Here is a 26762-nt window from a genome sequence, read left to right as displayed (position 1 = left end):
TACAAATACGTTATCCAACGATGCAGCTATTTTTTTTGCACTAGCATAGGAGGAATGAAAGACTCGAGCGTAAGGGCAGCAATATGCCGAAACAAATCCCAACCTGGTATCTGCCCAACAGCACTTGTCGATTTTGGTTAACCATGTGTGGCGCTTGCCTCATTGTTCGATTCAAACGCCAAAGTGCGACACGTTGTCGCAAGGAGTCGCTGTGATGGCTCAAGACCGGGGGTTCAAGCTTGACCCTGTAGCAGCTACAGGCTTTAATATTATTATTTAATACCAGTGCCGGACATCGGTAAGCGCAAAAAACTAAATGGTTTCAAATTATATAATTCTTCTCAGAAAATAAAACAACAACACTTCTGACCCAACTAGTTTCCTATTGAAGAGGGCGAAATATCATGCGAATCCTTGTAATTGAGGACGAGCCTAAAACTGCCGAATACTTGCATCAAGGGCTGACAGAAAGTGGCTATATAGTCGACCGTGCGGTAACCGGAGCAGATGGACTTCATCTTGCACGTCAACATGTCTATGATTTGGTGATACTCGACGTTAATCTTCCTGAACTTGATGGCTGGGGTGTTCTTGAACATCTGCGCCAAAGCAGCAATACCAGGGTGATGATGTTGACGGCCCGGGGACGGCTTGCGGACAAAATTCGCGGGCTCGATTTAGGTGCTGATGACTATCTGGTCAAACCATTTGAGTTCCCGGAGCTGCTTGCCCGAGTACGAACCCTTATGCGTCGAAGTGAGCACATTCCTGTGCCGCAGGTACTCAAAGTAGCCGATCTGGAGCTTGACCAAGGGCGCCACCGTGCCTTTCGTGGCGCGCAGCGTATAGATTTGACGACCAAGGAGTTCGCGCTTCTGCATCTGCTGATGCGTCAGACTGGAGAGGTACTCTCACGAACCCAAATCATTTCCTTGGTGTGGGACATGAATTTTGATTGCGACACCAACGTTGTAGAGGTTTCAATCCGTAGATTGAGGGCCAAAATTGACGATCCCTTTGATAACAAATTGATCCACACCCTTCGCGGGGTTGGTTACGTATTGGAGGCACGCGAATGAAGCCGGCGAGCCTGTCAATGCGACTTGGTTTGACGGTGAGTATCTTGGGGGCGTTGTTAGTGGTGTTCCTGGCTATATTGGCCTTTTTCGCGCTAACACATGAGCTGGATAAATTGGCGAAACATAGTCTGGAAAAGAAAATGGAGCAGGTGGAACACAGCCTCTCATTTTACGAGGATATGGCGGAGGTGAACTCGAAACCGCACTCCTTGCTGGATCAAGTCATGGGGCACGATAATTTAAATTTGTCCATCTATGACCTGACAAACCTCAGGACCCCAGTACTAAAATTCGGAACTGGTTTGTCGGATCCACGAATCGAATTGAAAGCTGCTAACGCCGCCATCGACAATCTTTCATATTCCTCAAATTCCGACAGCGATGGTCGACACTTCCTCACCGCATCCAAACTCATCCGATTGAAGAATGGTAAAAATGTCGCCGTATTGCTGTCCATGGATAGTGCGAACGATGAAGCATTGCTCAGCGCGTATCTTCGGTCGACGATTATTGCTCTACCGCTTTTACTGATACTCATTGGAATTAGCGCTTGGGCCGTGGTGCAACGAGGGCTCTCTCCCCTGAGAGAATTTCGAAAGGTCGCCGCCATGATCTCTGCCCAAGATCTCAGTCATCGTCTTTCAGTGGTAAAAATGCCTCAGGAACTGAGTGAACTGGCCCATGGTATCAATTTCATGCTCCACCGGCTCGACAGTGGTATTCAGCAGCTGTCGCAGTTTTCCGATGACTTGGCCCATGAATTACGTTCCCCAATCACCAATTTGATGGGAAAGGCACAAGTGACACTATCTCGGGAGCGACCTGCAGAAGAGTACAAAGCGGTGTTGGAGTCTTGCACCGAAGAGTTGGGCCGAGTCACCCGGATCGTCTCGGATATGCTCTTCCTCGCTCAAGTCAGTCATCCAGCGGCGCTCGTCCCGTTCGAGACAATTACCTTAGAAGATGAAGCATTGAAGGTCGTAGATCTGTTTTCACTGTCGGCGGAAGAAAAGCGGATCAGCCTAAGCGTCGCCGGAAATGGCAAGACCATTGGCGACAGGCTGATGATTCAGCGAGCAATATCGAATCTGCTGTCGAACGCTATACGCCACTGCCCGGCCGGCCAATCTATTTCAATTGTTATTGAAAGCCATGCCGAACGAGTCTCGCTACTTGTAGGCAATCCAGGCGCAGGGATCGAACCTCAGCATCTGACGCACTTGTTCGACCGTTTTTATAGAGTCGACACCAGTCGCTCCCGTGCGGAAGGTGGGACTGGTCTTGGCTTGGCGATTGTCAGATCGATCATGAGTCTTCATCAGGGAACAGCGGAGGTTCAGAGCATGCCTGGTAGCATTACTGTTTTCAGGCTGAATTTTCCAAACCTCGAAGGACAAACTTCCTGGCAGCAGGCAAGACGGGTTCAGGGGTGAGTTTCAATATCAAGCTTGCATAATCCGCACTCAAATCCCCCCATACCTCTAGAAATGCTCTGGTGGTGTAGGGGGCTTCCCCTTACGTGCCCTACCATTGACATGGGCTGTTCGCGACGTATCTTACTAGTGCTGCATACCTTCGTTTTCTTCGAGCCCTTCATGGAATCGCGAATTTTCTAATTGAAGCGTCGTATGGCTAATATGGAACGCTTCGCTCATGAGGTGCGTCACTTCAGCCAATATTTCCTGCTCAGTGCGGGAGAAACGTTGGACGACAAGGTGTGCACTCATGACATTCTTGCCGCTGGTCAAAGCCCAGATATGCAAATCATGAATATCTTCAACGCCTTCAACCGCCCTTATTCTTAGCTCCACTTCAGCGATATCGATGCCCTCTGGAACCCCTTGCAACAGGATATTCATGCTTTCTTTTAGCAAGATCCAAGTTCTGGGAAGGACCCATAACCCAATAGCTGCGGCAACGATCGCGTCAACCCAAGTCCATCCGGTAAAGCGAATGATCAATGCGGCTCCTATCACGCCTATGGAGCCTAGCATGTCACTCCAAACCTCCAGATAAGCACCTTTGACGTTAAGACTTTCGTCACTGGCAGACATCAGCAAGCGCATTGAGACAAGGTTCACAACTAGCCCGATCACTGCCACGATCAGCATGCCCATCGATTCTATTTCTGTCGGAGTCTTAAACCGCTCGTAGGCCTCGTACAGGATGTACACCGCCACCATGAACAACAGAATCGCGTTGAAAGCAGCTGCTAGAATCTCAAATCGTGCATATCCAAATGTCCGTTTTTTATCTGCAGCGCGCTTGGCGATCTGAATAGCGACCAATGAAATAGCTAATGCGGTGGAATCGGTCAGCATATGAGCTGCGTCCGATAACAACGCCAAGCTGCCGGTAATGAATGCCCCAATGACCTCTGAGATCATAAAACTCGTTGTTAAGGCGAGAGCGATCCACAGTTTTTTCTCGTGTCCTGCACGTGCTTGACCGTGACTATGACCAGCGCTCATATATCTCTCCAAAGATGTGTTAGCGGATGGGACAACGACTCAGACCGCGCATAGGGATCAATCTTCATTAAGAAGAGTTTCCAGCTCTTGAGAAAGTGGCATCACCTGAAAGGCACTGAGCCGGGCACGACCAGCATGCCCTATGGCACCCATATCCAAAGAACAGCAAAGCAGCCGGAAAACGCGCCGCTTGGCCAAGCATCTCTCGATAATACCTATCCTCCCAACCAGCCAGAAATATTAGCCAATGGCTGTAAGCATGGAGCGGAGGGATTCGCTGAGTAAGGATGTGAGCCCTTTCCAGCCACGGATAAGCCCGCTGAGGGGATTATTCCCCCAGGGCCTGCCTGGCATTCAGGAAGGACTCGTCGATTGCCGCTCGCAAATCGTGGTTCATGTTCGTCTCATTTACGCAGTAAGCGCAGGCCGTTCAGGACGACCAACAGGCTCACCCCCATATCCGCGAACACCGCCATCCACATCGTGGCATGGCCGGTGAGCGTGACGGCTAAGAAAATGACTTTAATGCCCAGCGCGAGGGCAATATTTTGCGTAAGTACCGCTCCGGTCTGGCGGGATAGGCGAATAAAGGCAGGAATTTTGCGCAAATCATCGTCCATGATTGCCACGTCAGCGGTCTCGATCGCCGTATCGGTGCCTGCAGCGCCCATGGCGAAGCCTACATCGGACCGAGCAAGCGCCGGGGCATCGTTTATGCCATCGCCCACCATACCGACGGTGCCATGATGTTCGATCAAGGCTTCGATGGCTTTAAGCTTATCGATCGGCAGGAGGTTGCCTTTGGCCTCGTCGATGCCTACCTGCGTGGCGATCGCCTGCGCTGTGTGTGGGTTGTCGCCCGTCAACATCAACGTCTTCACACCTAATGCGTGAAGTTCCTCGATTGCGACCCGGCTGGTGTCCTTTACCGTATCGGCGACTGCAAACAATGCCAGCGCCCGTGTGTCATCGGACAGGATGACGACAGTTTTCCCTTGCCGCTCAAGGTGGTCCAGGGCTACCTCGGTGTCGGGCGTGCAGAACCCCAACTCTTCCAACAAACGGTGGTTACCCAATTGGTAGCGCTTGCCCTCAATTACGCCGCGGACGCCGTGACCCAGTAGCGCTTCAAAGTTTTCCACTTCGCGCAAATGCAACGATTGCTGGGCCGTTTGTTTGGCAATGGCCTGCGAAACGGGATGATCCGAGCGTTGGGCAAGGCTCGCGGCGGCAACGCGATAATCTCCGGGAACTCCATCAGCCAAGGGCAGGAAATCGGTTTGTACCGGTTTGCCGTGAGTAATTGTCCCGGTTTTATCCAGCGCCAGATGGGTGATCTTGCGGCCGTTTTCCAGGTACACCCCCCCCTTGATCAGGATGCCCTTTCGCGCCGCTGCCGCCAAGCCACTTACAATGGTAACTGGGGTCGAGATCACCAGCGCGCAAGGACAGGCTACTACCAGAAGTACCAACGCTCGATAGATCCAGTCGGTCCATAATCCGCCCATAAACAGTGGCGGGAATATCGCAATGGCAAGGGCGAAAAAGAACACCGATGGCGTATACACCTTGGCGAACTTATCGACGACTCGCTGAATCGGGGCGCGTGAACCTTGGGCTTCTTCAACCGCATGAATGATCCGGGCCAATGTCGTATTGCTGGCTTCAGCCGTCACGTGGTACTCGAAGGAACCGGACTCATTGATCGAGCCGGCATACACCGGATCATCGACAGCTTTCTCGATGGGCAGGCTTTCCCCCGTGATAGGGGCTTGGTTGACGGTAGAGTTGCCGGAGGAAACATCGCCATCCAGACCAATACGTTCGCCGGGGCGTACTCGAACCAAGGAGCCGATCTGGATGGCTTTAACATCGACCTCCAGCCAACTACCGTCTGCCTGGCGCACGGTTGCACGCTCCGGAGTCAAGTCCATCAATCCCTTGATCGCATTACGCGCACGATCCAGCGACTTGGCCTCGACCATTTCGGCAACCGTAAACAAGAACATGACCATCGCCGCTTCTGGCCACTGTCCAATCAGAACTGCGCCCGTCACCGCAATGCTCATCAAGGCATTGATGTTCAGATTAAGGTTTCTGAGCGAGATCCAACCTTTCTTGTAAGTTGTGGGTCCGCAGAGTGTGATGCCGATTAACGCGACGGCAGCAACCGCCCATTCTGGGGCTGACTGGGTGAAGTGCAAGACTTCCGCGCCTACCGCTGCAACACCAGACACCGCTAGTGGCCACCAACTGCTTTTACGCGGTGATGTAGCGTCAGAATGGGCTTGCGGAGTATCTGCGTTGGCCACCTTGCCCTCAGCAGTCAACGGTTCAGCGTGCATACCAAGCGATGACACCGCCGCTTCAATTCCCAAGGTGTCCGCCAGTTCATGCCAGACGCCTAAAGTGCGGTTCATCATGTTGAATTCCAGTTTTTGAATTCCGCCCATCTTCGCAAGCTTGCCTTCAATCATCCCTTGCTCGGTAGGACAGCACATTTGTCCAATCCGGAAACTACTGAAGCGAGCCGTGTCGCTGGCAGCGGCTGAAGACACTTTGGGTGCGGACGCGCTTGGGCCACCCACTCCAGACGGCGAACAGCACGCATCGTTAACAACCGAAGTGGCGGGTTCGGTCGGTTCGGAAAGTGCATGTAAAGAAGATGTCGGAGCTGTAGTGGCGCAGCTTGTCTTGCTGAGATTCCCACCAGCAGAGCAGCAGTCCGCACTTTTGGTCGTTGAAAGCGCCGGATTCACGTCTAAGGTCTTTGAAGAACAGCAACTGGTGGCTTGATCTCGAACTGTCTCGCTCTCACCCGATGTTGCGGAAGTCGCACAGCAGCTCTTGGACGCGACAGGATCAAAAACGTCCACGCCGGTGTGATTTTCGGGTGCTTGCTTGTCATCGCAACAGGTTTTCATGAGAACGCTCTCCACTATTCATGGTGAGGAGTGAACACCCTATAGCCACTATAAGGTCAAGCGCTGATTCGATGCTCTGAAGCATTTCCCAGCGCGACCAGTCCTGTTCAACGTGACTGATTGACCTCGCTCCAGATCAGATCATAGAGCTGCTGAGCACCGAAATTGGTCAGTGGCTTGCCATTGACGAAAAATGTTGGTGTTCCGCTTACGCCTACAGTTTTGGCATCAACGGCATCTCTTTCTATCGTGGCGGTGATATCTGACGACATCATGTCCGCACGAGCCTTAGTTACGTCCAGGCCTGCCTGAGCCGCTGCATCCCATGCGGCTGAAGCTTGCGCATCATCATGCCACTGCGGTTGGGCCGCCAAGACTGCTTCAAGTACCGGCACAAATACGCCTTGTTTACGGGCAGTCTCAAGAATACGAATAGCTTCTTCTGACCCTACGTGAAGCCTCACATAGCGCAACACCAAGCGGGTATCGGCGGGGTGCTGAGACATCATCTTTTTGACGATAGGGTAGAAGGCACGGCAGCTTTCACACGATGGATCGAAGAACTCGACAATAGTCACCGGCGCGTTGGCTGGGCCGAAACTTGGCGAGTTGAACCGTTCCAGCGCGCTGTTTTGCGGCACCGGTGCCGTGGCCTGAGGAACCGTAACGGCGCGGTTATAAAAAAAAGCGGCGGCGGCAAAGCCAACAATGGCTAGCACGCTGACGGCGAGAACAGCGATGCGTCTGCTCATACGGTAAATCTCCGACGGATGAAGGCAAAAAGAACGATCAGAATGCTGAACACGCCGAGTGATAACAGTGGCAACGGAACCCCACTGAGGATAGTCATGTCAGCGCCAGAGCAGGATGGGCCGGCCCCACAGGGCTTGATGCTTTCAGGAATCAGTCCGAAATACAGCAAATTGTGATACAGCGCGATGAACCACCCCATAACGGCTAATGGCATCGCATAACGCCAGACACCCGCGTCCGATTGGTAGCAAGCTACGCCCAGCACCAGAACGAGGGGGAAGATGAATGCACGCTGAAACCAGCAGAGCACACAGGGCACCTGCCCCATAATCTCCCCAACGAACAACACTGACAGCGTTGCTATAAGGGCAAGCAGCCATGCGCAGAGCAGAAGCGGCCATACTTCGGACCGACGTACTTGATGTGTGGTTGTCATCGAATCAGAGCCCTATGTAGCGTTCGGAGGCTGAGCATGGATTTGCTTGTCGCCTAGCGCGAGTACAATGAGGGTTCTAGCAACTATAAGGTCAAGAGAAATGAATGCGCCCACGTACACGATCGGTGCCTTGGCGAAGCTGACCGATACCAAAGCCGTAACCATCCGCTATTACGAACAGTCGGGGCTGCTGCCTTCTGCTGGAAGGTCTTCATCGGGCTACCGCTTTTACACGGACGAAGAGCGCAATCGGTTGTTGTTTATTCGCCGCAGCCGAGCGCTGGGGTTCAGCGTGGATGACATTCGTGACCTGTTGGGCCTTGCTGATCGACGCGATGCTTCCTGCGCTGCGGTGGATGCGAAGGTGCAAGGGCAGCTACAACAGGTACGAATCCGTATTCAAGACTTACGAGGGTTAGAAGCCGAACTGACGCGATTGAGTGTTTGCTGCCAAGGAGGTGTTATAGAGCAATGTCGTATCATTGAATCTCTGTCGAATCGTAGTTAACGTGGCATAAAGATTTGTCTGCGAGAAAATCTGACTGAAGCCAGATTTTTTACTGCTCAGTTTGGTCCGCTATTATCGAGTCAATTACGGGACTGACGACTCCCGTGTCGTTCGCAAATCCACGTCCCATTAGACGTCGCAGGTAGCGATCATGGAGAAAATCGACCCAGCTGACTTTCGTATATCTTTTCGCCACCTTCATCAGCATCCGACCAACTTCTTACCAGGCTCATCCAATCTCTGAGCTCAAAGTGCATGATCGTGCAACAAGGAGATTATGACCATTGCCGCTGTAATTTTAGGGGCGTGCTACGGTGCTGAGCATTGACCACTACAGAATATCCCCGATGTGACCGTACCAAGTGATGACGGTTGATCGTGATTAACACAATCATCCCGGCAAGAAAGATAGCATTAGAAGCTAATCGCAACCGGTGGTCCTTCCCAATTCCTCGCTACGCCTGTCGACTTGAGCAAAGCCTCTGCATCCACGCCTGTTTTTGCCAAGCTATCCAGATCCCATTCAAAAAAACTGGAAAAAACTAGGAAAACCTTGCTTGCTACCGCTGAGGTCAATCTTACAGTCGAGTAGTTGACAGGTAGCTTCATCCTGATGAGTTCGGAGATGGTCCAGACCAAGCTCCTTAACCGGAAATGCCACACAGACTCTTGATGGAGTTTGATCTGTTGATAGGTGAGTGGAAACCTCTGTTTACGCAGGTCTAATTCATGAGGCAGCGATCCTGGGAGCAGCGTTTGCAAGTTTCGAATGTTCACCCTCTTCGGATCTTTTGTAAGCCTATAAAGCTCATTCACCCCCTCTTCGATAAGGGCTGCATAGGCAGCATCTCTTGAGTCGACAGACTTTTCGACTTTAACTACAACCTGTTTAGGTGCACGGAGTTTTGCCATTAACCATGCGTTATCATTTTCTATAATCCATTGCGTAGGCTTATACGCCTTCTTCCAGAGGTACTCTACATTGGCGTCGGAACGTAGCGCTAAGAGCAACTCAATTTTTTGGCGGTACCTAGTTTTTCTATTTGAATGCGGCTCTTCACCTTTGGGAGTGGACGGAGAACTAGAGGCACTCAGCAGAATGGACTCATTCTTTAGTGCCTCCTCAAAGTGATCTGCACTGGAAAATAAATGTTGAGCAATGATCAAATGCCGTGCAAGCGGCATATTTAGCTGACCTTTGTCTGATTTTAGCCGGATCCATTGCTCATGTTTCCCTGTGTTATAGGCTGGATCAATCTTTGATAAAAGCTCATCGCCGTAAGCATTTTGGATGCTCGAAAATAGTTTTGCGATACCCGCATTTTTTCCAAAAATGAATCCACGTTTCTTGCACTGGCGCACGTAGCAAGAACTTAATACCGTACTGCCTATGGGCGGAAGGTTGCGTATCAGGATATCGTGTGCAAATAGCGCGACTTTCTTTTCTAAATTTGAGCCTTTTTGATTTGTTGTCTCGTTTAATGGGCTCCAGCCGCATGCGCATGGCTCAGTCAGATTGGGAAGTAGCTTCAACTTTCGATAGAAGGGGTGGGAGCACTTGGGGCACGCATGGATCAAAGCGTCACCGTGACGCCAACAGACCCCGACACCAGGTATTTGGTGTGATCGATGCCAATAAGCAGAACCCCGGTCTATCAAATCCTCCTGAACGCAGGCTGGGCAAAGCTTGGCTTTGCCATGTGTCGACTCTTCTCTGCGGGGCACCCGTACCACCCCGTCGTACCCGAGCGGTCCTACGTTGTCCTCCGGTCCTTGCTTAACACCTAGGAAGGGCCTGTAAGCGGGAAAAGTAGTGTTGTTACTGATCAGCTCTGTGAGATTGCTCTCCGACTGCCCAGGCAGTCTGTCGGCGAGCCTCTCGATCTGCCTGGGTACGATGCCACCGATGCAAAATGGTTTGGATGCGAATAAATCGCGGTAGGTTTCTGCCGGGGTTCTATTGCCTGACAGATAATGATAGCGGGTGATACGAGAGTGAAGCATTTCATCCGGCATCGACACGGGGAAAAATAGTAGATCAGACATCATTTACCGACTTACAAAATAAGGCTCAGAGAACGCGTTCGAGGTGGAGTATATATCTAACTCATTCATTTCTGTACCGGGGACAGGATCTTGAAAATTACACACCCTGAGGCGCCACTTACCTTGGATGGCAGTGAATTCATCTTACCGTATAATGGCGGTACGCCTTCAATCCAAAACACGTATCGATATCCGCCGAACGGAAATTCAGGCTGTGGCGACTTAGATACTGTGTTGGTCTGGTCGCCATTTAGAAACTATCAAATTGTTAGGAAATCAGCCTTCAAACGTATCTCAATGCTAATTAGAAGGGGCGCAGTTTTTTCACTCATCGAAACTATGTGCACGAAGGGTTGAGGAGAACTTTTTAGATAAAGGTATTGCTGCCTGGACTACGGCTTGGGCCGAATGCTCGCAACCCTGTAGAGTGAAGAGCGTGAAATAGGCTTACCCTCCGAGAGCAATTTGTGCTTAGCCCACCGCAAACGCCGGTCGTGGAAGCCTTCGACAGACTCACAAACTTTGTTGAGCGCAGCTGCGCAGAGAGGAAGCTTGAAGAGCTGCTTTTCGAAGCGAGACAGAACATGAAGCTCCCGACCAATCTTGGTTCGCGAGATACGTACAGGCTTATCTGGCAAAGCGTAAAGGGCTTCAGCACATTGCCGGACTTCCCCGGCCAGTCTCTCGTCGAGGGTAGCGAACATCCGGGAGCTATTTATACGAGGTGTACGATGGATACTTGGGTTTACAGTTGATTTTGAAAGCCACTGCCTATCGTGGCGATACAACCAAGCATATCCCCTGCATGCATGGGCTTTGTAAATGCGATAATCAGCCTCGAAAGCCCTGCGCCTTGCACATAGCTCCGTTTGGAGCCTGGCCTCCCTCCAAGCATTTTTCCCGCCGGCGACGTTGCGGATGTGACGATAGACATACGCCAATGAAACGCCTAGAACCACGGCAATCTCTTTGGCATCAGCTCCCTCCAGAGCATGTTTCCACACAGTGGCAGACGAACTGTCCAGGTCTTCATTGGACATCAACGGTGGAACCGTCCTGGCTTGCGGGATGTGAGCTTTCGGACCGGAGGCCACCTCCAGCTCCAGCTCAAATTGGCGATGGACACGCAGCAAGCTCGCCATGTCGACGTCCAATGCTGCACCCAACAAAATGTATTTGAGCGGATGGTGTGAGGTGACCGACTTACGAAGTAGCTTCGTGACCCATGAGGCAGGTGTAGCCCCACGAACCTCTCCGAGTACAGAAAATTCCCAATTGCGCGGAAGTGCTGCAAAAAAGTTGGCCATGTGACGTGCAAGCACTTGCAGATGCAAGCGATGGTTTCCAGACGCAAGATTGAGCTGTGTTGCCCTTTGCAAAAGTGTGGAGCGCACCGCATCTGCCGACAAAGCATTGACTTCAGATTCGATGACCTGAAGTGAGCGCAAAGCTATTTCGCGGAGGGGCAGCATGCAGAGGGGCGGGATATCAAGAAGTACCGAGTGTGCTTGCACATCCTCGTCGCTTGGCAGATTGAGTTGGCGGGAGTTGCGGCTGGACCAGCGATGATCAAGAACCCTAAGCGACGTGCCGTGATGCGGACAGACCAGCACGCCTGGAAGCATGTGAACCCTATGCCAGTAAGCGACTCCCCATTGCACCTGATCTTGCGCCATACAATCTGCGCATAACCGCACTCTGGAGGCGAAGCCAATACGGCTCGCGTTGACCCCCAGCTTCAACATCAGGCCTTTCGCATCCGAGGTCATCATCGCCCGAGCATGTTCTACCTGGCTCTGGCTCAAAAACGTCGCATAGTAGGGTAATAACGTGTGGTGCTTAAGGATCGTGGCCACCGACAGGTCAGTACCACTGGGTAGTACCGCGACGAGATCCCCTATATGGCTCGGGAAGGCCATATTTTGCGAAAAAGCCGCCGCCGATCTCATTCCTGCAAACGCGGCCTGGCAGCTACGAACACCGCAAAGGCGTGCGTATCGAGAAATCACGCTGTGCAGCGTCTCGTCTGGGAACGCCATGGGAAAGAAATGGAGTTTAAGGTGCACTTCACCACCCGCGTCTCACTGTTTGTGATACATCGGTGAAAACTCAAATAAATCCTCGTTGAGCCAACCTGCCTCCCGTAGAGCATCGAGTGGGGCATCGTGTTCACTCAGCGCTCTAGCCGCTGATTCTTCTACCGCAACAGCAATTGGCGATTGGTGCTCGTTGGCGGAAACTGCTGGAGACGTGTCTGTCGGCTTTTCACGGGAAAAAACACCTCGGAGTAAAGAGAGGCGATCCGCTCGTGCCAACCCATCGAACACCATCATTTCGTTCAGTTGCTCTTCAATTGGCAGCAAATCGTCGAACTGTCGCATCCGCTTCGGATCCCGGCTACGCAGAGCTGAAAGAGCAGGCTTTAGAATCTGCATTTTCGAGTTGCTAACCTTCACAATGATCTCAGCGGTCAAACATTCCGATCCACTTTGGACAGCATATCGCTGACTCAAGACCAGCAGCTTGACAAGGAAATCTGTGACGCCTTGAGTCTGCTCGTACAGTGTGTCGAAAATCTCGTCGGTCAGCTCCGCAGTCTGCTTGCACCACTGATAACTCCAAAGGTTTTCAACTAACAGCCGCCACTCCTCATCATCTTTCTCGAAGCGTTTGAATTCGAGCGTACCGGCACCACACACTCGACGGGCCGTTCGCATGACCTCTGAGAACAGGCTAATCATCGAGTTCGTGCCACTGAAAACGACCGGAATACCAATGTTGTTCACCAAGTGCAGGAAAAAATTCAGCATGCTCTCCTTACCACCGGTTTTCGCCAAGTGAAGGTTTTGCAGCTCGTCGATCAACAACGCCCCGATGAAAAACGTACTAGCCACCTGCTCCATCTGTTGCAGCGCATCGTTGATGTTCCGGTGTCTGTAGCGCTTGTGATAATCCTTGTCCCCTAGGGCATCTCCAACTGCATAAAAAAATTGCTGACAAAATCCAGCCAGCGATCCATCCCGTGGGCAATCAAGCTTCAGCCAAGTGATTTGGGTATGAACAAATTGCTTCCCCTCATAGCGCTCATGCCGGATTGTCTGTGGATAAAGGCTCAAAATGGCGTGAAGTGCCGTCGACTTCCCAATGCCACTCAGGCCGACCACGGTGAACGTTTCTGCAGTGGACTTGAAGGCATCGTGATAACGCTGAGCCCCTGATAAAGAATGCAAATGCCGGACGGTAGCGGGCGACATCGGGTTACGCCCAACATACCCCCGACGGATGAGCAGCGAGAACAGAGCCTCCAGTTCCAAGTGCAACAAAAACGGCTGTACCACGGTTCTTAAACGGTCGATGCAGTGAATTCGTGTGGCCCCCTCAAGGGCCAGCTCTTCCGGATCTACCGGCTGAGGAAAATTCGAGATCAGCTCTATAGCCGCCACGTCCGACAAAATTGGAGGTAAAGCTTCGATAAGCGGATTACCTACATACTCGCGTATGTCCTGTTTTACGTAATTTGCAAACGTCTGCGCACCTTTCATTGTGCCCGTCCTGGTCGAATTCTCTTGAGCAGATCAATAACCTGCGCAGTGCGCTCGCCGGCATATGAGTCTGGCGCTTTGGATATTGATTCAGATTGCCGTGAACCTGGCTTTGTCCTAACGCCTTCGGGTACGACCGAATTTTCACGCTCGAGGAGACGTTCTTCCGCGCGGTTTTCGCGGATGTTTCCTGTTGCCTCGGCCTTGGTGGATGGAGCAGGTTCCAGTTTTCTTTCAGAGACGGCATTAGTGATGATCTGATGGACCTCATCGCTAAGCTGCACACGGCTCTCCAGTTCAGCTCGCCGGTGAGTAGGTGGTTTTTGGCGATAGGCTTCGAGCAGATCAAAGATCTCGTCCGAGCGATAATCCGCGTAACTGGCATCCGACTGCCGAAGATCGCAACGGACAAATTGCTTGTTATCACCCTGTATCCAGATGTGCGCCGCAGAGTTCGGATCGTACCAACACTCTATTGACCAAGCTCCGCCTTTGCGAGCCTTGGCGAACCAGTCTTTGTCTACAGCCATATCACAGACATAGTGCATGCCACGGAATGCCACTCCTCCCTTTTGAACGGTCGCGCGCTCCCGGGGCAAGAGGTGCAGATAAACCAACTCGTCGGGGCGTTTGTTGGGCTCGATCAGGTCGTTCTCGCAAGCCCACTTCCATATTCCGTTGGGTGTAGGTTCAACACCATCGTTCATCATCGCCTGAGTTAGCCGGTCAGGCTGTCGATGATGCCGGTTGTAGTGAAGTACGCATCTGATGAGGATTTGTGTGAACTCTTTTAAGTTCAGCGTGGCGTCGAGCCGGTAATCTCGCTCGCCTCGCTCTTTGTCGCGAGCAGCGACCCCGCCAGGTAGCCATCTGATCCCCGTTAGATCATTCAAAATACCGAACCTGCTTTCTACCATCGGCTTCCAATCTGGCCGGTAAGGCGGAGCAGTACCCATTTCAATTCCCAATCCTGACGAAAGCCCTTCTGCTGCCAGTGACAACATCTCCCCCCTATCGGCGTAAATCTGATGGGACAAGTGGTGACAATTCCAATCATCTGGGTTGAGTTCGACGCCGTTCTGACGACAAAAATCGACTTTAGAAGTAAATGCGTTGAACAGCGCTTGCCTCGCCCCATTCCAGCTGGGGCCTTCCAACCCTACATAGAGCCCGACAATCATTCCGGAAAAACTATCCACGACTATGTAAACTACGGGCCGACCTATGAGCATCCGTCTGGAATAACTGTTGACCAAATAAATATCGGCAATGGTCGCATCGATTTCGAACTGGTGACATGGCCCGCGCAGCCAGTCGCGAACGGTACCTGAAAGCGGTCGGCAGTCTTTGAGCCATCTTCTTAACCCTTTACGACCACGCTCAGTTTCAATTTCGTCGAAAAAAACTCGACCCCAATAACTAAATTGTCTCAAGCTGGGGATCTCTAAACTAGGAAGTAAACGCAGCTCTTCTTCGCTGTTCTTAGAGATATCTCGAACCGAATAGAATCTCCTCAACATCTCATCATAAGCACTTGAAATAGAGGATTTCTTATCCTTTACATAAAGGGCGTACCCAACTCGAATGCACCGTTTATCAACCGTATTGAGCATCTTGGAAGTATGGGTAAGAACTCCTTGAAATTTAGGCTTTCGGCCTGGTGGTCTACTCGGATCATATTTCCTATCGGCAACGCCTACCGCCGAATAATTGTTCAGCAATGCGTTTCGAACTTGACCGTAAAACCAATAACGGTAAAGAAGTCGATAAATCGTTTTGCGCTGAATCCCTAACTCTGACGCTCTAGCGCTGATCAACTTGCCGGATTCCCCCCGTGCGAATATTTGCCCCGGATAGTCAGAATCTAGCAGGGGGGCGATGACGTCCCATTTTTTGTCTCGCTCCCGCTTGGTTGCTTCATCCAACTGATCCTCAAGCACCAGCATGAACTCGGGCGTGGTGATGGTTGCTGGTTTCGTGTGACCAGACGCTAACGAGCGACGCAGCTCCTCAAGGCCAATCGCGTGCGGTTGCCGAGGAGGGTCAGCTAGGTCTATCACAACTGCTAAGTCTTGCGTTTCATCTAGGTAAATGAGCCTGACCATCGTAGCAATGACCGACAAATCGGTGACTGGCTCAAATACGTCATTAACGAAAACGGTCATGACATGTTCTCCTTCCACGATACTTGGGCGGGGACTTGAAAAACTTCGAATTCGGGAACAAGACCAGTAAGGTGGAGAGGAGTGCTAGCCAAGTCGATTTTCAGTACCTTGTTCCAAATGAGATAAAAAAATACTGCTTGTGCGTCGACATAGGAAATTGAAAGATGGGACGCTATTTTCCTAAGGCATGTGGCCAAGGTCCATGAATATTCCCGGCTGTTTTCCAGACACTCGATGAAATTCGAATGCAGCTGCATTTTCATCAAGTCACGATGTAACACTGAGTATTTTCTGATTAATCCAAGGTTTTTTATAAGATCTCGTGTAAAAAACTCGTCTGTAACGATTTTCCAATCGACACCTTGGCTTTGCCAAAAGCGCTTTTCAATTTCAAGTTTCTCAAGCGTGCGTTTACTGCCTTTATCAAACAAATCCGAACGATACTTAACTGTTCTAGCTACCGACTTGAAATTTCCGTTCAAGTCTTTAACTGTTAGTAGGAAGTCTGTCGTCATCACATAAGGCAGTGTTGTTCTTGGGTATCTGGGATAACGTACATCTATTGACGACGCTATCGCTCGTGCACGCTCTGTGGGTAGTAGCGGGTATTGCTCACGGATATCCACGACGTCTTCAGAAAATTCACACACTAGGAAGTACGAACGCTCGAGATCTGACAGTAGGTGATGAATCCTGTCGACCTTCACACCTTGGATTTTGTGCGAGCGACCTATCGAAGGGACATCTTGTACCCGCAACCAAGGCACATAGCTTGCCCCGGCGCCTGCGCCAAATCCATTTGCAATGTGCCGTTCAATGTCCTGCTGTGATGCAAACTTACGACCTCGCAACCCACGCCTCCTCAGTTGATGCGGACCGCTTCACCTCTCGCCGAGAAAGAGCCGTAGAAGAACATGACCACCGTACCGACCATATTCAGAGCATTCCTAGACTACACCCGCTGAAAACTGAAGCGATGAATCCAGACCAAAGGGAAAGCCTGGAAAGAAAAAACCCCCGTAGATACGGAGGTTTAAGCCTTGTGTCAATCTATGTTTCCGTGTGTCAACCTTTATTGTTTAGTGTCAATCTATATTGTTCAAAACCATCCGCGACCCCGGCTGCCAAGGCTTACTCCACTGTCACGGACTTGGCCAGGTTTCGTGGCTGGTCGACGTCAGTGCCCTTGAGTACGGCGACATAGTACGACAACAACTGCAGCGGGATCGTGTAGAGGATCGGCGACAGGATGTCGTGGATGTGCGGCATGTGCACCACGTGAGTACCTTCACCATTGGTCATGCCGGCCTTCTCATCAGCAAAGACAATCAGCTGGCCGCCACGGGCGCGCACTTCCTGCAGGTTGGACTTGAGCTTTTCCAGCAGCTCGTTGTTCGGCGCCACGGTGACCACGGGCATATCGTTATCCACCAGGGCCAGCGGGCCGTGCTTGAGTTCACCGGCCGGATAGGCTTCAGCGTGGATATAGGAAATTTCCTTGAGCTTCAGGGCGCCTTCCATCGCCACCGGGAATTGCGCGCCACGTCCCAGGAACAGGGTGTGGTTCTTCTCGGCGAACAACTCGGCGATTTTTTCCACGGTGCTGTCCATCGCCAGGGCTTCGCCCAGACGGGTCGGCAGGCGGCGCAGTTCTTCCACCAATGTTGCCTCAACACCCTCGCCCAAGGTCCCGCGCACCTGTCCCAGAGACAGGGTCAGCAACAGCAGGCCCACCAACTGCGTGGTGAACGCCTTGGTCGACGCCACACCGATTTCACGGCCAGCCTGGGTCAGCAGGGTCAGGTCGGATTCGCGCACCAACGAGCTGATGCCCACATTGCAGATCGCCAGGCTGGCGAGGAAACCCAGCTCCTTGGCGTTACGCAGGGCGGCCAAGGTGTCGGCGGTTTCACCGGACTGGGAAATGGTCACGAACAGGGTGTCGGGTTGCACCACCACTTTGCGGTAACGGAATTCGCTGGCGACTTCGACCTGGCACGGAATACCGGCCAACTCTTCCAGCCAGTAACGAGCCACCATACCGGCGTGGTAGCTGGTGCCACAGGCAACGATCTGCACGTTGCGAACCTTGGCGAACAGCTCGGCGGCCTGTGGCCCGAACGCCTGGACCAGCACCTGGCTCTGGCTCATGCGGCCTTCCAGGGTGCGTTGCACCACGGCCGGTTGTTCGTGGATCTCCTTGAGCATGAAGTGCCGGAACTCGCCCTTGTCGGCGGCTTCGGCGCCGTCACGGTATTGAACGGTCTCGCGCTCCACGGCTTTGCCGTCGATGTCCCAGATCTGCACGCTGTCGCGGCGAATTTCGGCGATATCGCCCTCTTCCAGGTACATGAAGCGGTCAGTGACCTGACGCAGCGCCAACTGATCGGAAGCCAGGAAATTTTCCCCCAGGCCCAGACCGATCACCAACGGGCTGCCGCTGCGGGCAGCAACCAGTCGATCCGGCTGTTCGGCACTGATCACCGCCAAGCCATAGGCACCGTGGAGCTCCTTGACGGTGGCCTTGAGCGCCGCAGTCAGGTCCATCAACTCCTTGAGCTTGTGATTGAGCAGGTGGGCAATGACTTCGGTGTCAGTGTCGGAGGTGAACACATAGCCGAGTGCCTTGAGTTGCTCACGTAGCGCTTCGTGATTCTCGATAATGCCGTTGTGCACAACCGCCAGGTTGTCGGAGAAATGCGGGTGGGCGTTACGCTCGCACGGCGCGCCGTGAGTGGCCCAGCGGGTGTGGGCGATGCCCAGGCGCCCCACCAGCGGCTCGGCGTCCAGCGCTTGCTCCAGCTCACTGACTTTGCCTGGGCGTCGCATGCGCTCAAGCTTCTCGTCGTTGGTAAACACCGCCACACCGGCACTGTCATAACCACGGTATTCGAGGCGCTTGAGGCCTTCGAGCAAGATTGCAGTGATGTTGCGCTCAGCAACGGCGCCGACAATTCCACACATGCTATTTCTCCTGGCTGGCAGACGCGCAGATCACATTGATTCCACGGGCCTGAATCTGATCGCGGGCCTCCACGGGCAGGCGATCATCGGTAATGAGGGTATGGACGCTGCTCCACGGCAGTTCCAGGTTGGGAATTTTTCGGCCGATCTTGTCGGCCTCCACCATCACGATCACTTCGCGGGCAACCTCAGCCATCACACGGCTCAGGCCCAACAGTTCGTTAAAGGTGGTGGTGCCTCGGACCAGATCGATGCCGTCGGCGCCGATAAACAACTGGTCGAAATCGTAGGAGCGCAGGACCTGCTCCGCGACTTGGCCCTGGAACGACTCGGAATGAGGATCCCAGGTACCGCCGGTCATCAACAGCACCGGTTCATGCTCCAGCTCGCTCAGGGCACTGGCGACATGCAGGGAATTGGTCATCACCACCAACCCCGGCTGCAGTCCGAGCTGAGGAATCATTGCCGCGGTGGTGCTGCCGCTGTCGATGATAATCCGCGCATGTTCGCGGACCCGCTTCACCGCGGCCCGGGCAATGGCTTGTTTGTATTTGGAGACGGCTTGCCCGTTATCGGCGACCAGTTCCTGCGGCATGGGGACCGCTCCACCGTAACGACGCAGCAGCAAACCATTGGTTTCCAACGCGGCGAGATCCTTGCGAATCGTAACTTCCGAGGTTTCGAAGCGCTTGGCCAACTCATCGACACTGACTTCGCCCTGCTCTTGAAGCAAGGCAAGGATGTTGTGGCGGCGCTGTGGTGTGTTGCGCTTGGACATAAGGATAAGTTTCGATTCGAAAGATAACGTAAGTAATCAAAACCTATTGGAAGCATGTCGTCAAGACAAGAGCAGAAAAATTCAGAAACTGGGTGAACATGAACGCCATCGCGAGCAGGCTCGCTCCCACATTGATTGCAGCGTCCACGGGGCCCGTGTCAGCCGAGAATTCAGTGTGGGAGCGAGCCTGCTCGCGATGGCGGCGACCGGAGTTGTGGATAACTCAGGTTTTCTGGATTTTGACTGGGCGCTTCCAGCCATCGATGTTGCGCTGCCGCGCACGGGCCACAGCCAGTTGAGACTTATCCACATCCTGATTGATGGTTGAACCTGCTGCGGTGTTTGATCCATCACCAATGGTCACCGGTGCAACCAGCGAATTATTGGAGCCGATGAACACGTCCTCACCAATAGTCGTCTGATACTTATTGGCGCCGTCGTAATTGCAGGTGATGGTACCGGCGCCAATGTTGGTGCGTGCACCGATTTCAGCGTCACCCAAATAGGTCAGGTGACCGGCCTTGGCGCCTTCGCCCATGTGGGCATTCTTGAGCTCGACGAAGTTACCCACATGGGCGTGGGCTTCCAGCACGGTACCCGGACGCAGGCGAGCAAATGGGCCCGCGTCGCTGCCTTCGCCCATGACGGCGCCATCGAGGTGACTGTTGGCTTTGATCACCACGCCTTTTCGCAGGGTGCTGTCCTTGATCACACAGTTCGGGCCGATGACCACGTCGTCTTCGATGATGACCTTGCCTTCAAGGATAACGTTGATGTCGATGACCACATCGCGGCCGACGCTGACTTCACCGCGCACATCGAAACGGGCCGGGTCGCGCAGGGTCACGCCCTGAGCCATCAGGCGGCGGGCGGCGCGCAATTGATAGTGACGCTCCAGTTCGGCCAGTTGCCGGCGATCGTTGGCGCCCTGCACTTCCATGGCATCCAGCGGCTGCTCAGTGGCGACCACCAGCCCGTCGCTGACCGCCATGGCAATCACGTCGGTCAGGTAGTACTCGCCCTGGGCATTGTTGTTCGACAAACGACTCATCCAGTCGCCCAGGCGTTCAGCCGGTACGGCAAGAATGCCGGTGTTGCCTTCGGTGATCGCGCGCTGGGCTTCGTTGGCGTCCTTTTGCTCGACAATCGCTGTCACCTGGCCGTCGGCGTTGCGCACAATGCGGCCGTAACCAGTGGGGTCATCCAGCTCGACGGTCAGCAGGCCCAATTGCTGTGGAGCAGCATGCTTGAGCAGGCGCTGCAAGGTATCGACTTCGATCAGCGGCACGTCGCCGTAGAGAATCAGTACCGTATCGGCAGTAATAAATGGCACCGCCTGGGCCACCGCGTGGCCGGTCCCCAGTTGTTTATCCTGCAGGACAAAATTAAGGTCATCCGCCGCCAAACGCTCACGCACAGCATCCGCCCCGTGGCCGATCACCACGTGAATGCGCTGTGGATCAAGTTGCCGGGCGCTGTGGATAACATGACCGAGCATGGAATTGCCGGCCACCGGGTGCAATACCTTGGGCAGCGCCGAACGCATGCGAGTGCCTTGACCCGCCGCGAGGATAACGATTTCGAGAGACATGACTGGCTACCAATCCTGGGTGGTCAGCGGCTGCGACCAGATGATGAGTGTCGGAAAAAGAAAAAAGGGTAGCCGAGGCTACCCTTTTTAATCAATCGCACAGAAAGCAGACGGCTTAACCGCCGAACTTCTTGCGGATCTGCTGGACGGTGCGCAGCTGAGCTGCGGCCTCGGCCAGACGTGCAGCAGCAGAGCCGTAATCGAACTCGGCGCCGCGCTCATGCAAGGCCTTCTCAGCAGCCTTGACGGCTTCCTGAGCGGAGGCTTCGTCCAGGTCGGCAGCACGTTGCACGGTGTCGGCAAGGACCTTGACCATGTTCGGCTGAACCTCGAGGAAACCACCGGAGATGTAATACACCTCGGATTCCCCGCCCTGCTTGATCAAGCGGATCGGACCTGGTTTCAGATTAGTGATCAGCGGTGCGTGACCCAGAGCGATACCAAGATCGCCCAGCTCACCATGCGCAACCACCATCTCGACCAGACCGGAGAAAATTTCCCCTTCCGCACTGACGATATCGCAATGGACTGTCATAGCCATCTGATTGCCTCAACCTAAATTAGCGCCCGTTGCCGGGCGCCGGGATTACAGTTTCTTGGCTTTCTCGATCGCTTCTTCGATGCCGCCGACCATGTAGAACGCTTGTTCTGGCAGGTGGTCGTAGTCACCGTTGAGGATGCCTTTGAAGCCAGCAATGGTGTCTTTCAGGGAAACGTATTTACCCGAGGCACCGGTGAAGACTTCAGCCACGAAGAACGGCTGCGACAAGAAGCGCTGGATCTTACGAGCGCGGGATACCAACTGCTTGTCGGTTTCCGACAGCTCGTCCATACCCAGGATCGCAATGATGTCCTTCAGCTCTTTGTAACGCTGCAGCACGTACTGAACGCCGCGAGCGGTGTCGTAGTGCTCCTGGCCGATCACGTTCGGGTCCAGCTGACGCGAAGTCGAGTCCAGTGGGTCTACCGCTGGGTAGATACCCAGGGAAGCGATGTCACGGGACAGAACGACGGTGGCGTCCAAGTGGGCGAAGGTGGTCGCTGGCGACGGGTCGGTCAAGTCGTCCGCCGGTACGTATACCGCCTGGATCGAGGTGATCGAACCTTCCTTGGTCGAAGTGATGCGCTCTTGCAGCACGCCCATCTCTTCAGCCAGGGTCGGCTGGTAACCTACTGCCGAAGGCATACGGCCCAGCAGTGCGGATACTTCAGTACCGGCCAGGGTGTAACGGTAGATGTTGTCGACGAACAACAGTACGTCGTTACCTTCGTCACGGAACTTCTCGGCCATGGTCAGGCCAGTCAGGGCTACGCGCAGACGGTTTCCCGGCGGCTCGTTCATCTGACCGTAAACCAGTGCCACTTTGTCCAGAACGTTGGAGTCCTTCATCTCGTGGTAGAAGTCGTTACCCTCACGAGTACGCTCACCCACACCGGCGAACACGGAATAACCGCTGTGCTCGATGGCGATGTTACGGATCAGTTCCATCATGTTTACGGTCTTGCCCACACCGGCACCACCGAACAGACCGACTTTACCGCCCTTGGCGAACGGGCAAACCAGGTCGATAACCTTGATGCCGGTTTCCAGCAGGTCGTTGCCGCCTGCCTGTTCAGCGAAGGATGGCGCAGGACGGTGAATGCCCCAGCGCTCTTCGGTGGCGATCGGACCTGCTTCGTCGATCGGGTTGCCCAGTACGTCCATGATCCGGCCCAGGGTCGCTTTACCGACCGGTACGGAGATGGCTGCGCCAGAGTCGACAACATCCAGACCGCGCTTCAAGCCTTCGGTGGAGCCCATCGCAATGGTACGTACCACGCCGTCGCCCAGCTGCTGCTGAACTTCCAGAGTGGTTTCCGCGCCTTGTACTTTCAGCGCGTTGTAGATGCTCGGTACGCTGTCGCGTGGAAATTCCACGTCGATAACGGCGCCGATGATTTGAACGATACGTCCGCTACTCATAGCTGGATCCTCTGAATATTTGAACCGTTAAACCGCGGCAGCGCCGCCGACGATTTCCGAGATCTCTTGGGTGATCGCAGCCTGACGCGCCTTGTTGTAGATCAGTTGCAAATCACTGATCAGATCACCGGCGTTGTCGGTAGCGTTCTTCATCGCGATCATCCGCGCCGCTTGTTCAGCTGCGTTGTTCTCGACCACCGCCTGGTAAACCTGCGATTCCACGTAGCGGACCATCAAGCCGTCAAGCAGCTCTTTGGCATCCGGTTCGTAGAGGTAGTCCCAGTGGTGCTTGAGTTCCTGTTCCGGGGTCGCCACCAGTGGAATCAACTGCTCCACGGTAGGCTGTTGCGTCATGGTGTTGATGAATTTGTTGGATACCACGGACAGGCGGTCAATACGGCCTTCCAGGTAAGCATCCAGCATCACCTTGACGCTGCCGATCAGATCATTGATCGACGGCTCTTCACCCAGGTGGCTGATAGCAGCGACGACGTTACCGCCGAAGTTGCGGAAAAAAGCCGCACCTTTGCTACCAATCACGCACAGATCGATCTCGACGCCTTGTTCACGGTTTACAGCCATGTCCTTGACCAGGGCCTTGAACAGGTTGGTGTTCAAGCCACCGCACAGACCACGGTCACTGCTCACCACAACGTAACCGACGCGCTTGATGGCGCGGTCGATCATGAACGGGTGGCGATATTCCGGGTTGGCGTTGGCCAGATGACCAATTACCTGGCGGATGCGCTCCGCGTAGGGACGGCTAGCAGCCATGCGCATTTGTGCCTTGCGCATTTTGCTGACCGCCACTTTTTCCATGGCGCTGGTAATCTTTTGCGTGCTTTTGATGCTCGCAATCTTACTGCGAATCTCTTTTGCGCCTGCCATGTAACACCTATCAGGTTAGCAAGCGGGAGCCTTGCGACTCCCGCTGCGGCTTACCAGGTTTGGGTGGCCTTGAACTTCTCGATACCGGCTTTCATGCCAGCGTCGATTTCGTCATTGAAGTCACCCTTCACGTTGATCTTCGCCATCAAATCGGCGTGATCGCGGTTGAAGTAAGCAATCAGCGCTTGTTCAAAGCTGCCGACCTTGGCGATTTCGACGTCAGTCAGGAACCCACGTTCAGCGGCATACAGCGACAACGCCATGTCAGCGATCGACATCGGAGCGTATTGCTTCTGCTTCATCAGCTCGGTAACGCGCTGACCATGCTCAAGTTGCTTACGGGTCGCTTCGTCCAGGTCAGACGCGAATTGGGCGAATGCCGCCAGTTCACGGTACTGAGCCAGAGCGGTACGGATACCACCGGAGAGCTTCTTGATGATCTTGGTCTGAGCGGCACCACCCACACGGGATACCGAAACACCGGCGTTCACAGCAGGACGGATCCCGGAGTTGAACATGGCCGATTCCAGGAAGATCTGACCGTCGGTGATGGAAATCACGTTGGTCGGAACGAACGCGGAAACGTCGCCAGCCTGGGTTTCGATGATCGGCAGTGCGGTCAGGGAACCGGTTTTGCCGGTCACTGCGCCGTTGGTGAACTTCTCTACGTACTCTTCCGAAACGCGGGATGCGCGCTCCAGCAGACGGGAGTGGAGATAGAACACGTCGCCTGGGTAAGCTTCACGGCCTGGTGGACGGCGCAGCAGCAGGGAGATCTGGCGGTAAGCCACTGCCTGCTTGGACAGATCGTCATAAACGATCAGCGCGTCTTCACCGCGGTCGCGGAAGTATTCGCCCATGGTGCAACCGGAGTACGGTGCCAGGAACTGCAACGCAGGAGATTCCGAAGCACTGGCAGCCACGATGATCGTGTTGGCCAGGGCGCCGTTTTCTTCCAGCTTGCGAACCACGTTGGCGATGGTCGATTGCTTCTGACCGATTGCCACGTAGACGCAGAAAATGCCGCTGTTCTTCTGGTTGATGATCGCGTCGATCGCCAGAGCGGTTTTACCGATCTGACGGTCACCGATGATCAGCTCACGCTGGCCACGGCCGACAGGGATCATGGCATCGACAGCCTTGTAGCCAGTCTGTACAGGCTGGTCTACCGACTTACGCCAGATCACGCCTGGAGCAACTTTCTCGACCGCATCGGTCTCGGTGTTGTTCAGCGGACCTTTGCCGTCAACTGGGTTACCCAGTGCGTCGACTACGCGACCCAGCAGTTCCTTACCAACCGGAACTTCGAGGATGCGGCCGGTGCACTTGGCGCTCATGCCTTCAGCCAGAGACGTGTACGCGCCCAATACCACGGCACCTACAGAGTCTTGCTCCAGGTTGAGGGCCATACCGTAGACGCCGCCCGGAAACTCGATCATCTCGCCGTACATGACGTCGGCCAGACCGTGAATCCGCACGATGCCGTCAGATACGCTGACGACAGTGCCTTCGTTACGGGCTTGGGAGGTCACATCGAGCTTGTCGATGCGGCCCTTGATAATTTCACTTATTTCGGAAGGATTGAGTTGCTGCATTGCTCTGCTGCCCCTTCAAACTCAAGATTTCAATGCTTCGGCAAGTTTCGCGATTTTGCCGCGAATCGAGCCATCGATAACCAGGTCACCGGCGCGGATAACGACACCACCAATCAAGGCAGGGTCTTCCGTAACGTCCAGACGCACTTCCCGGTTGAGTCGTGCACTGAGAACCTTGGCGAGTTTGTCTTGCTGTTCTTGGTTCAATGCAAAAGCACTGGTCACTTCCACGTCTACCGACTTCTCTTGCTCAGCCTTGTACAGGTCGAACAATGCGGCGATCTCCGGCAGAAGCGGGAGACGGTCGTTTTCGGCAACGACGTGAATGAAATTCTGTGCCTTGGCATCGAACTTGTCGCCGCACACGTCAATGAACGTGGCGGCCTTTTCTGCGCTCGTCAGTCGCGGGGCCTTGAGCACGCGCTGCATGGTGTCGTCTTGCGACACCGCTGCTGCCAGGCCGAGCATGGCTGACCAATTGGCCAGTTGCTGGTGGGCCTGAGCGTGCTCGAAGGCCGCCTTAGCGTAAGGTCGGGCCAACGTGGTCAGTTCTGCCATGATCGCCCTCGCTTAAATTTCAGCAGCCAGTTTGTTTACCAGCTCTGCGTGCGCGTTTTGATCGATTGTGGCACCCAGGATCTTCGAAGCACCGCCAACAGCCAGGGCACCCACTTGGGCACGCAGGGCGTCTTTGACACTGTTCAGTTCCTGTTCGATCTCGGCTTGAGCCTGAGCCTTCACACGGTCAGCTTCGACGCGAGCCTGTTCACGGGCTTCGTCGACAATCTGGGTACCGCGTTTCTTGGCTTGCTCGATGATTTCAGCTGCCTGAGCTTTCGCTTCGCGCAGTTGCTGACCCACTTTCTCATGGGCCAACTCCAGGTCGCGAGCTGCACGGCTGGCAGCGTCCAGACCATCCGCGATCTTCTTTTGACGTTCGTGCAATGCCGCAATGACCGGAGGCCATACGAACTTCATGCAGAACAGTACAAAAATCAGGAACGCAACGGACTGGCCAATCAGGGTCGCATTAATGTTCACGCCAACACCTCGCAGTTA

At 54.0% G+C, this 26762-nt stretch carries 23 protein-coding genes and 1 pseudogene; 4 read left to right on the top strand and 20 right to left on the bottom strand.

Annotated elements, in window-relative coordinates; all coding sequences use genetic code 11:
* The first annotated feature begins 404 nt into the window (after positions 1-404).
* Both HQ912_RS01335 and HQ912_RS01330 read left to right on the top strand, forming a co-directional pair.
* Complete coding sequence (locus HQ912_RS01335) at positions 405-1079, top strand: heavy metal response regulator transcription factor (RefSeq protein ID WP_039593197.1); 675 nt, start codon at positions 405-407, stop codon at positions 1077-1079.
* Entirely contained in the window at positions 1076-2512 is a 1437-nt protein-coding gene (locus HQ912_RS01330) for a heavy metal sensor histidine kinase (RefSeq protein ID WP_122612849.1), read from the top strand. Before HQ912_RS01335 ends, HQ912_RS01330 begins: the two co-directional genes overlap by 4 nt.
* Before the next feature lie 126 nt (positions 2513-2638).
* On the opposite strand, the gene HQ912_RS01325 is transcribed toward HQ912_RS01330, so the two are convergent.
* The 3 genes from HQ912_RS01325 to HQ912_RS01315 all read right to left on the bottom strand — a co-directional run bounded on the left by HQ912_RS01325 (position 2639) and on the right by HQ912_RS01315 (position 6051).
* Entirely contained in the window at positions 2639-3550 is a 912-nt protein-coding gene (locus tag HQ912_RS01325; protein WP_122612850.1) for a cation diffusion facilitator family transporter, read from the bottom strand.
* Positions 3551-3617: 67 nt separating this feature from the next.
* Positions 3618-3824, bottom strand: coding sequence for a DUF3703 domain-containing protein (locus tag HQ912_RS27985; RefSeq protein WP_313959891.1), 207 nt, complete (start codon positions 3822-3824; stop codon positions 3618-3620).
* Positions 3825-3954: 130 nt separating this feature from the next.
* On the bottom strand, positions 3955-6051 hold the full coding sequence (locus HQ912_RS01315; protein WP_173407505.1) for a heavy metal translocating P-type ATPase: 2097 nt from the start codon (positions 6049-6051) through the stop codon (positions 3955-3957).
* Between the two features lie 31 nt (positions 6052-6082).
* On the opposite strand from HQ912_RS01315, the gene HQ912_RS01310 reads away from it, so the two are divergent.
* Complete coding sequence (locus tag HQ912_RS01310; RefSeq protein ID WP_162999866.1) at positions 6083-6346, top strand: hypothetical protein; 264 nt, start codon at positions 6083-6085, stop codon at positions 6344-6346.
* Positions 6347-6581: 235 nt separating this feature from the next.
* Here the strand turns inward: HQ912_RS01310 and HQ912_RS01305 are convergent, their stop codons facing one another.
* Together HQ912_RS01305 and HQ912_RS01300 are read right to left on the bottom strand one after the other, a co-directional pair.
* Entirely contained in the window at positions 6582-7226 is a 645-nt protein-coding gene (locus HQ912_RS01305; protein WP_173406359.1) for a DsbA family protein, read from the bottom strand.
* Complete coding sequence (locus tag HQ912_RS01300; protein WP_122612853.1) at positions 7223-7663, bottom strand: disulfide bond formation protein B; 441 nt, start codon at positions 7661-7663, stop codon at positions 7223-7225. Before HQ912_RS01300 ends, HQ912_RS01305 begins: the two co-directional genes overlap by 4 nt.
* A gap of 100 nt (positions 7664-7763) precedes the next feature.
* Between HQ912_RS01300 and HQ912_RS01295 the strand changes: the two genes are divergently transcribed.
* Positions 7764-8171 (top strand): MerR family transcriptional regulator, encoded by a 408-nt coding sequence (locus tag HQ912_RS01295; RefSeq protein WP_122612854.1) that lies wholly within the window; start codon positions 7764-7766, stop codon positions 8169-8171.
* A 414-nt stretch (positions 8172-8585) separates the two neighbouring features.
* On the opposite strand, the gene HQ912_RS27690 is transcribed toward HQ912_RS01295, so the two are convergent.
* From HQ912_RS27690 to HQ912_RS01225, 15 genes and pseudogenes are all read right to left on the bottom strand, one after another.
* A complete protein-coding gene (locus HQ912_RS27690; protein WP_260990083.1) occupies positions 8586-9533 on the bottom strand; it encodes a transposase in 948 nt (315 codons plus the stop codon).
* Positions 9534-9767: 234 nt separating this feature from the next.
* Positions 9768-10217: pseudogene (locus HQ912_RS27685) on the bottom strand (TniQ family protein); the annotation flags it as partial.
* Positions 10218-10609: 392 nt separating this feature from the next.
* The gene (locus HQ912_RS01285; protein ID WP_173406358.1) at positions 10610-12283 is read right to left on the bottom strand and encodes a TnsD family Tn7-like transposition protein; all 1674 of its coding nucleotides are present in this window, start codon (positions 12281-12283) and stop codon (positions 10610-10612) included.
* Positions 12284-12298: 15 nt separating this feature from the next.
* Complete coding sequence (locus HQ912_RS01280; RefSeq protein ID WP_122612857.1) at positions 12299-13759, bottom strand: ATP-binding protein; 1461 nt, start codon at positions 13757-13759, stop codon at positions 12299-12301.
* Positions 13756-15924 (bottom strand): Mu transposase C-terminal domain-containing protein, encoded by a 2169-nt coding sequence (locus HQ912_RS01275; RefSeq protein ID WP_173406357.1) that lies wholly within the window; start codon positions 15922-15924, stop codon positions 13756-13758. The genes HQ912_RS01280 and HQ912_RS01275 overlap by 4 nt, the downstream gene beginning before the upstream one ends.
* Complete coding sequence (locus HQ912_RS01270) at positions 15921-16775, bottom strand: TnsA endonuclease N-terminal domain-containing protein (RefSeq protein ID WP_122612859.1); 855 nt, start codon at positions 16773-16775, stop codon at positions 15921-15923. Before HQ912_RS01270 ends, HQ912_RS01275 begins: the two co-directional genes overlap by 4 nt.
* A gap of 280 nt (positions 16776-17055) precedes the next feature.
* Positions 17056-18888 carry a glutamine--fructose-6-phosphate transaminase (isomerizing) gene (gene glmS, locus HQ912_RS01265; protein WP_107323171.1) on the bottom strand — a complete coding sequence of 611 codons (1833 nt, stop codon included), beginning with the start codon at positions 18886-18888 and terminating at the stop codon, positions 17056-17058.
* Position 18889: 1 nt separating this feature from the next.
* Positions 18890-19666 (bottom strand): DeoR/GlpR family DNA-binding transcription regulator, encoded by a 777-nt coding sequence (locus tag HQ912_RS01260; RefSeq protein ID WP_107323172.1) that lies wholly within the window; start codon positions 19664-19666, stop codon positions 18890-18892.
* Between the two features lie 223 nt (positions 19667-19889).
* Positions 19890-21257 (bottom strand): bifunctional UDP-N-acetylglucosamine diphosphorylase/glucosamine-1-phosphate N-acetyltransferase GlmU, encoded by a 1368-nt coding sequence (gene glmU, locus HQ912_RS01255; RefSeq protein ID WP_107323173.1) that lies wholly within the window; start codon positions 21255-21257, stop codon positions 19890-19892.
* Positions 21258-21372: 115 nt separating this feature from the next.
* A complete protein-coding gene (locus HQ912_RS01250) occupies positions 21373-21798 on the bottom strand; it encodes a F0F1 ATP synthase subunit epsilon (RefSeq protein WP_047230094.1) in 426 nt (141 codons plus the stop codon).
* A gap of 45 nt (positions 21799-21843) precedes the next feature.
* Positions 21844-23220, bottom strand: coding sequence for a F0F1 ATP synthase subunit beta (gene atpD, locus HQ912_RS01245; protein ID WP_047230095.1), 1377 nt, complete (start codon positions 23218-23220; stop codon positions 21844-21846).
* A 27-nt stretch (positions 23221-23247) separates the two neighbouring features.
* A complete protein-coding gene (gene atpG, locus HQ912_RS01240) occupies positions 23248-24108 on the bottom strand; it encodes a F0F1 ATP synthase subunit gamma (protein ID WP_003207090.1) in 861 nt (286 codons plus the stop codon).
* Positions 24109-24158: 50 nt separating this feature from the next.
* Positions 24159-25703, bottom strand: coding sequence for a F0F1 ATP synthase subunit alpha (gene atpA / locus HQ912_RS01235; RefSeq protein ID WP_025216279.1), 1545 nt, complete (start codon positions 25701-25703; stop codon positions 24159-24161).
* 21 nt (positions 25704-25724) lie between these two features.
* Positions 25725-26261 (bottom strand): F0F1 ATP synthase subunit delta, encoded by a 537-nt coding sequence (locus tag HQ912_RS01230; RefSeq protein WP_047230096.1) that lies wholly within the window; start codon positions 26259-26261, stop codon positions 25725-25727.
* 12 nt (positions 26262-26273) lie between these two features.
* Complete coding sequence (locus tag HQ912_RS01225; RefSeq protein WP_047230097.1) at positions 26274-26744, bottom strand: F0F1 ATP synthase subunit B; 471 nt, start codon at positions 26742-26744, stop codon at positions 26274-26276.
* Positions 26745-26762: the final 18 nt, after the last annotated feature.

The sequence above is a fragment of the Pseudomonas sp. MPDS genome (assembly GCF_013283895.1).
GTDB classification, from domain to species: Bacteria; Pseudomonadota; Gammaproteobacteria; order Pseudomonadales; family Pseudomonadaceae; genus Aquipseudomonas; species Aquipseudomonas rhizophila.
The sequence above is the reverse complement of the archived record's forward strand: the minus strand, read 5'-3'. Positions and strand labels throughout refer to the sequence as shown.

Coding starts and splice junctions, on each gene's coding strand:
- HQ912_RS01250 (WP_047230094.1), bottom strand. CDS start 21,798: ATGGCTATGACAGTCCATTGCGATATCGTCAGTGCGGAAGGGGAAATT.
- HQ912_RS01230 (WP_047230096.1), bottom strand. CDS start 26,261: ATGGCAGAACTGACCACGTTGGCCCGACCTTACGCTAAGGCGGCCTTC.
- HQ912_RS01295 (WP_122612854.1), top strand. CDS start 7,764: ATGAATGCGCCCACGTACACGATCGGTGCCTTGGCGAAGCTGACCGAT.
- HQ912_RS01325 (WP_122612850.1), bottom strand. CDS start 3,550: ATGAGCGCTGGTCATAGTCACGGTCAAGCACGTGCAGGACACGAGAAA.
- HQ912_RS01305 (WP_173406359.1), bottom strand. CDS start 7,226: ATGAGCAGACGCATCGCTGTTCTCGCCGTCAGCGTGCTAGCCATTGTT.
- HQ912_RS01275 (WP_173406357.1), bottom strand. CDS start 15,924: ATGACCGTTTTCGTTAATGACGTATTTGAGCCAGTCACCGATTTGTCG.
- HQ912_RS01300 (WP_122612853.1), bottom strand. CDS start 7,663: ATGACAACCACACATCAAGTACGTCGGTCCGAAGTATGGCCGCTTCTG.
- glmU (WP_107323173.1), bottom strand. CDS start 21,257: ATGTCTCTCGAAATCGTTATCCTCGCGGCGGGTCAAGGCACTCGCATG.
- atpA (WP_025216279.1), bottom strand. CDS start 25,703: ATGCAGCAACTCAATCCTTCCGAAATAAGTGAAATTATCAAGGGCCGC.
- atpD (WP_047230095.1), bottom strand. CDS start 23,220: ATGAGTAGCGGACGTATCGTTCAAATCATCGGCGCCGTTATCGACGTG.
- HQ912_RS01280 (WP_122612857.1), bottom strand. CDS start 13,759: ATGAAAGGTGCGCAGACGTTTGCAAATTACGTAAAACAGGACATACGC.
- HQ912_RS01315 (WP_173407505.1), bottom strand. CDS start 6,051: ATGTGCTGTCCTACCGAGCAAGGGATGATTGAAGGCAAGCTTGCGAAG.
- glmS (WP_107323171.1), bottom strand. CDS start 18,888: ATGTGTGGAATTGTCGGCGCCGTTGCTGAGCGCAACATCACTGCAATC.
- HQ912_RS01260 (WP_107323172.1), bottom strand. CDS start 19,666: ATGTCCAAGCGCAACACACCACAGCGCCGCCACAACATCCTTGCCTTG.
- HQ912_RS01335 (WP_039593197.1), top strand. CDS start 405: ATGCGAATCCTTGTAATTGAGGACGAGCCTAAAACTGCCGAATACTTG.
- HQ912_RS01330 (WP_122612849.1), top strand. CDS start 1,076: ATGAAGCCGGCGAGCCTGTCAATGCGACTTGGTTTGACGGTGAGTATC.
- atpG (WP_003207090.1), bottom strand. CDS start 24,108: ATGGCAGGCGCAAAAGAGATTCGCAGTAAGATTGCGAGCATCAAAAGC.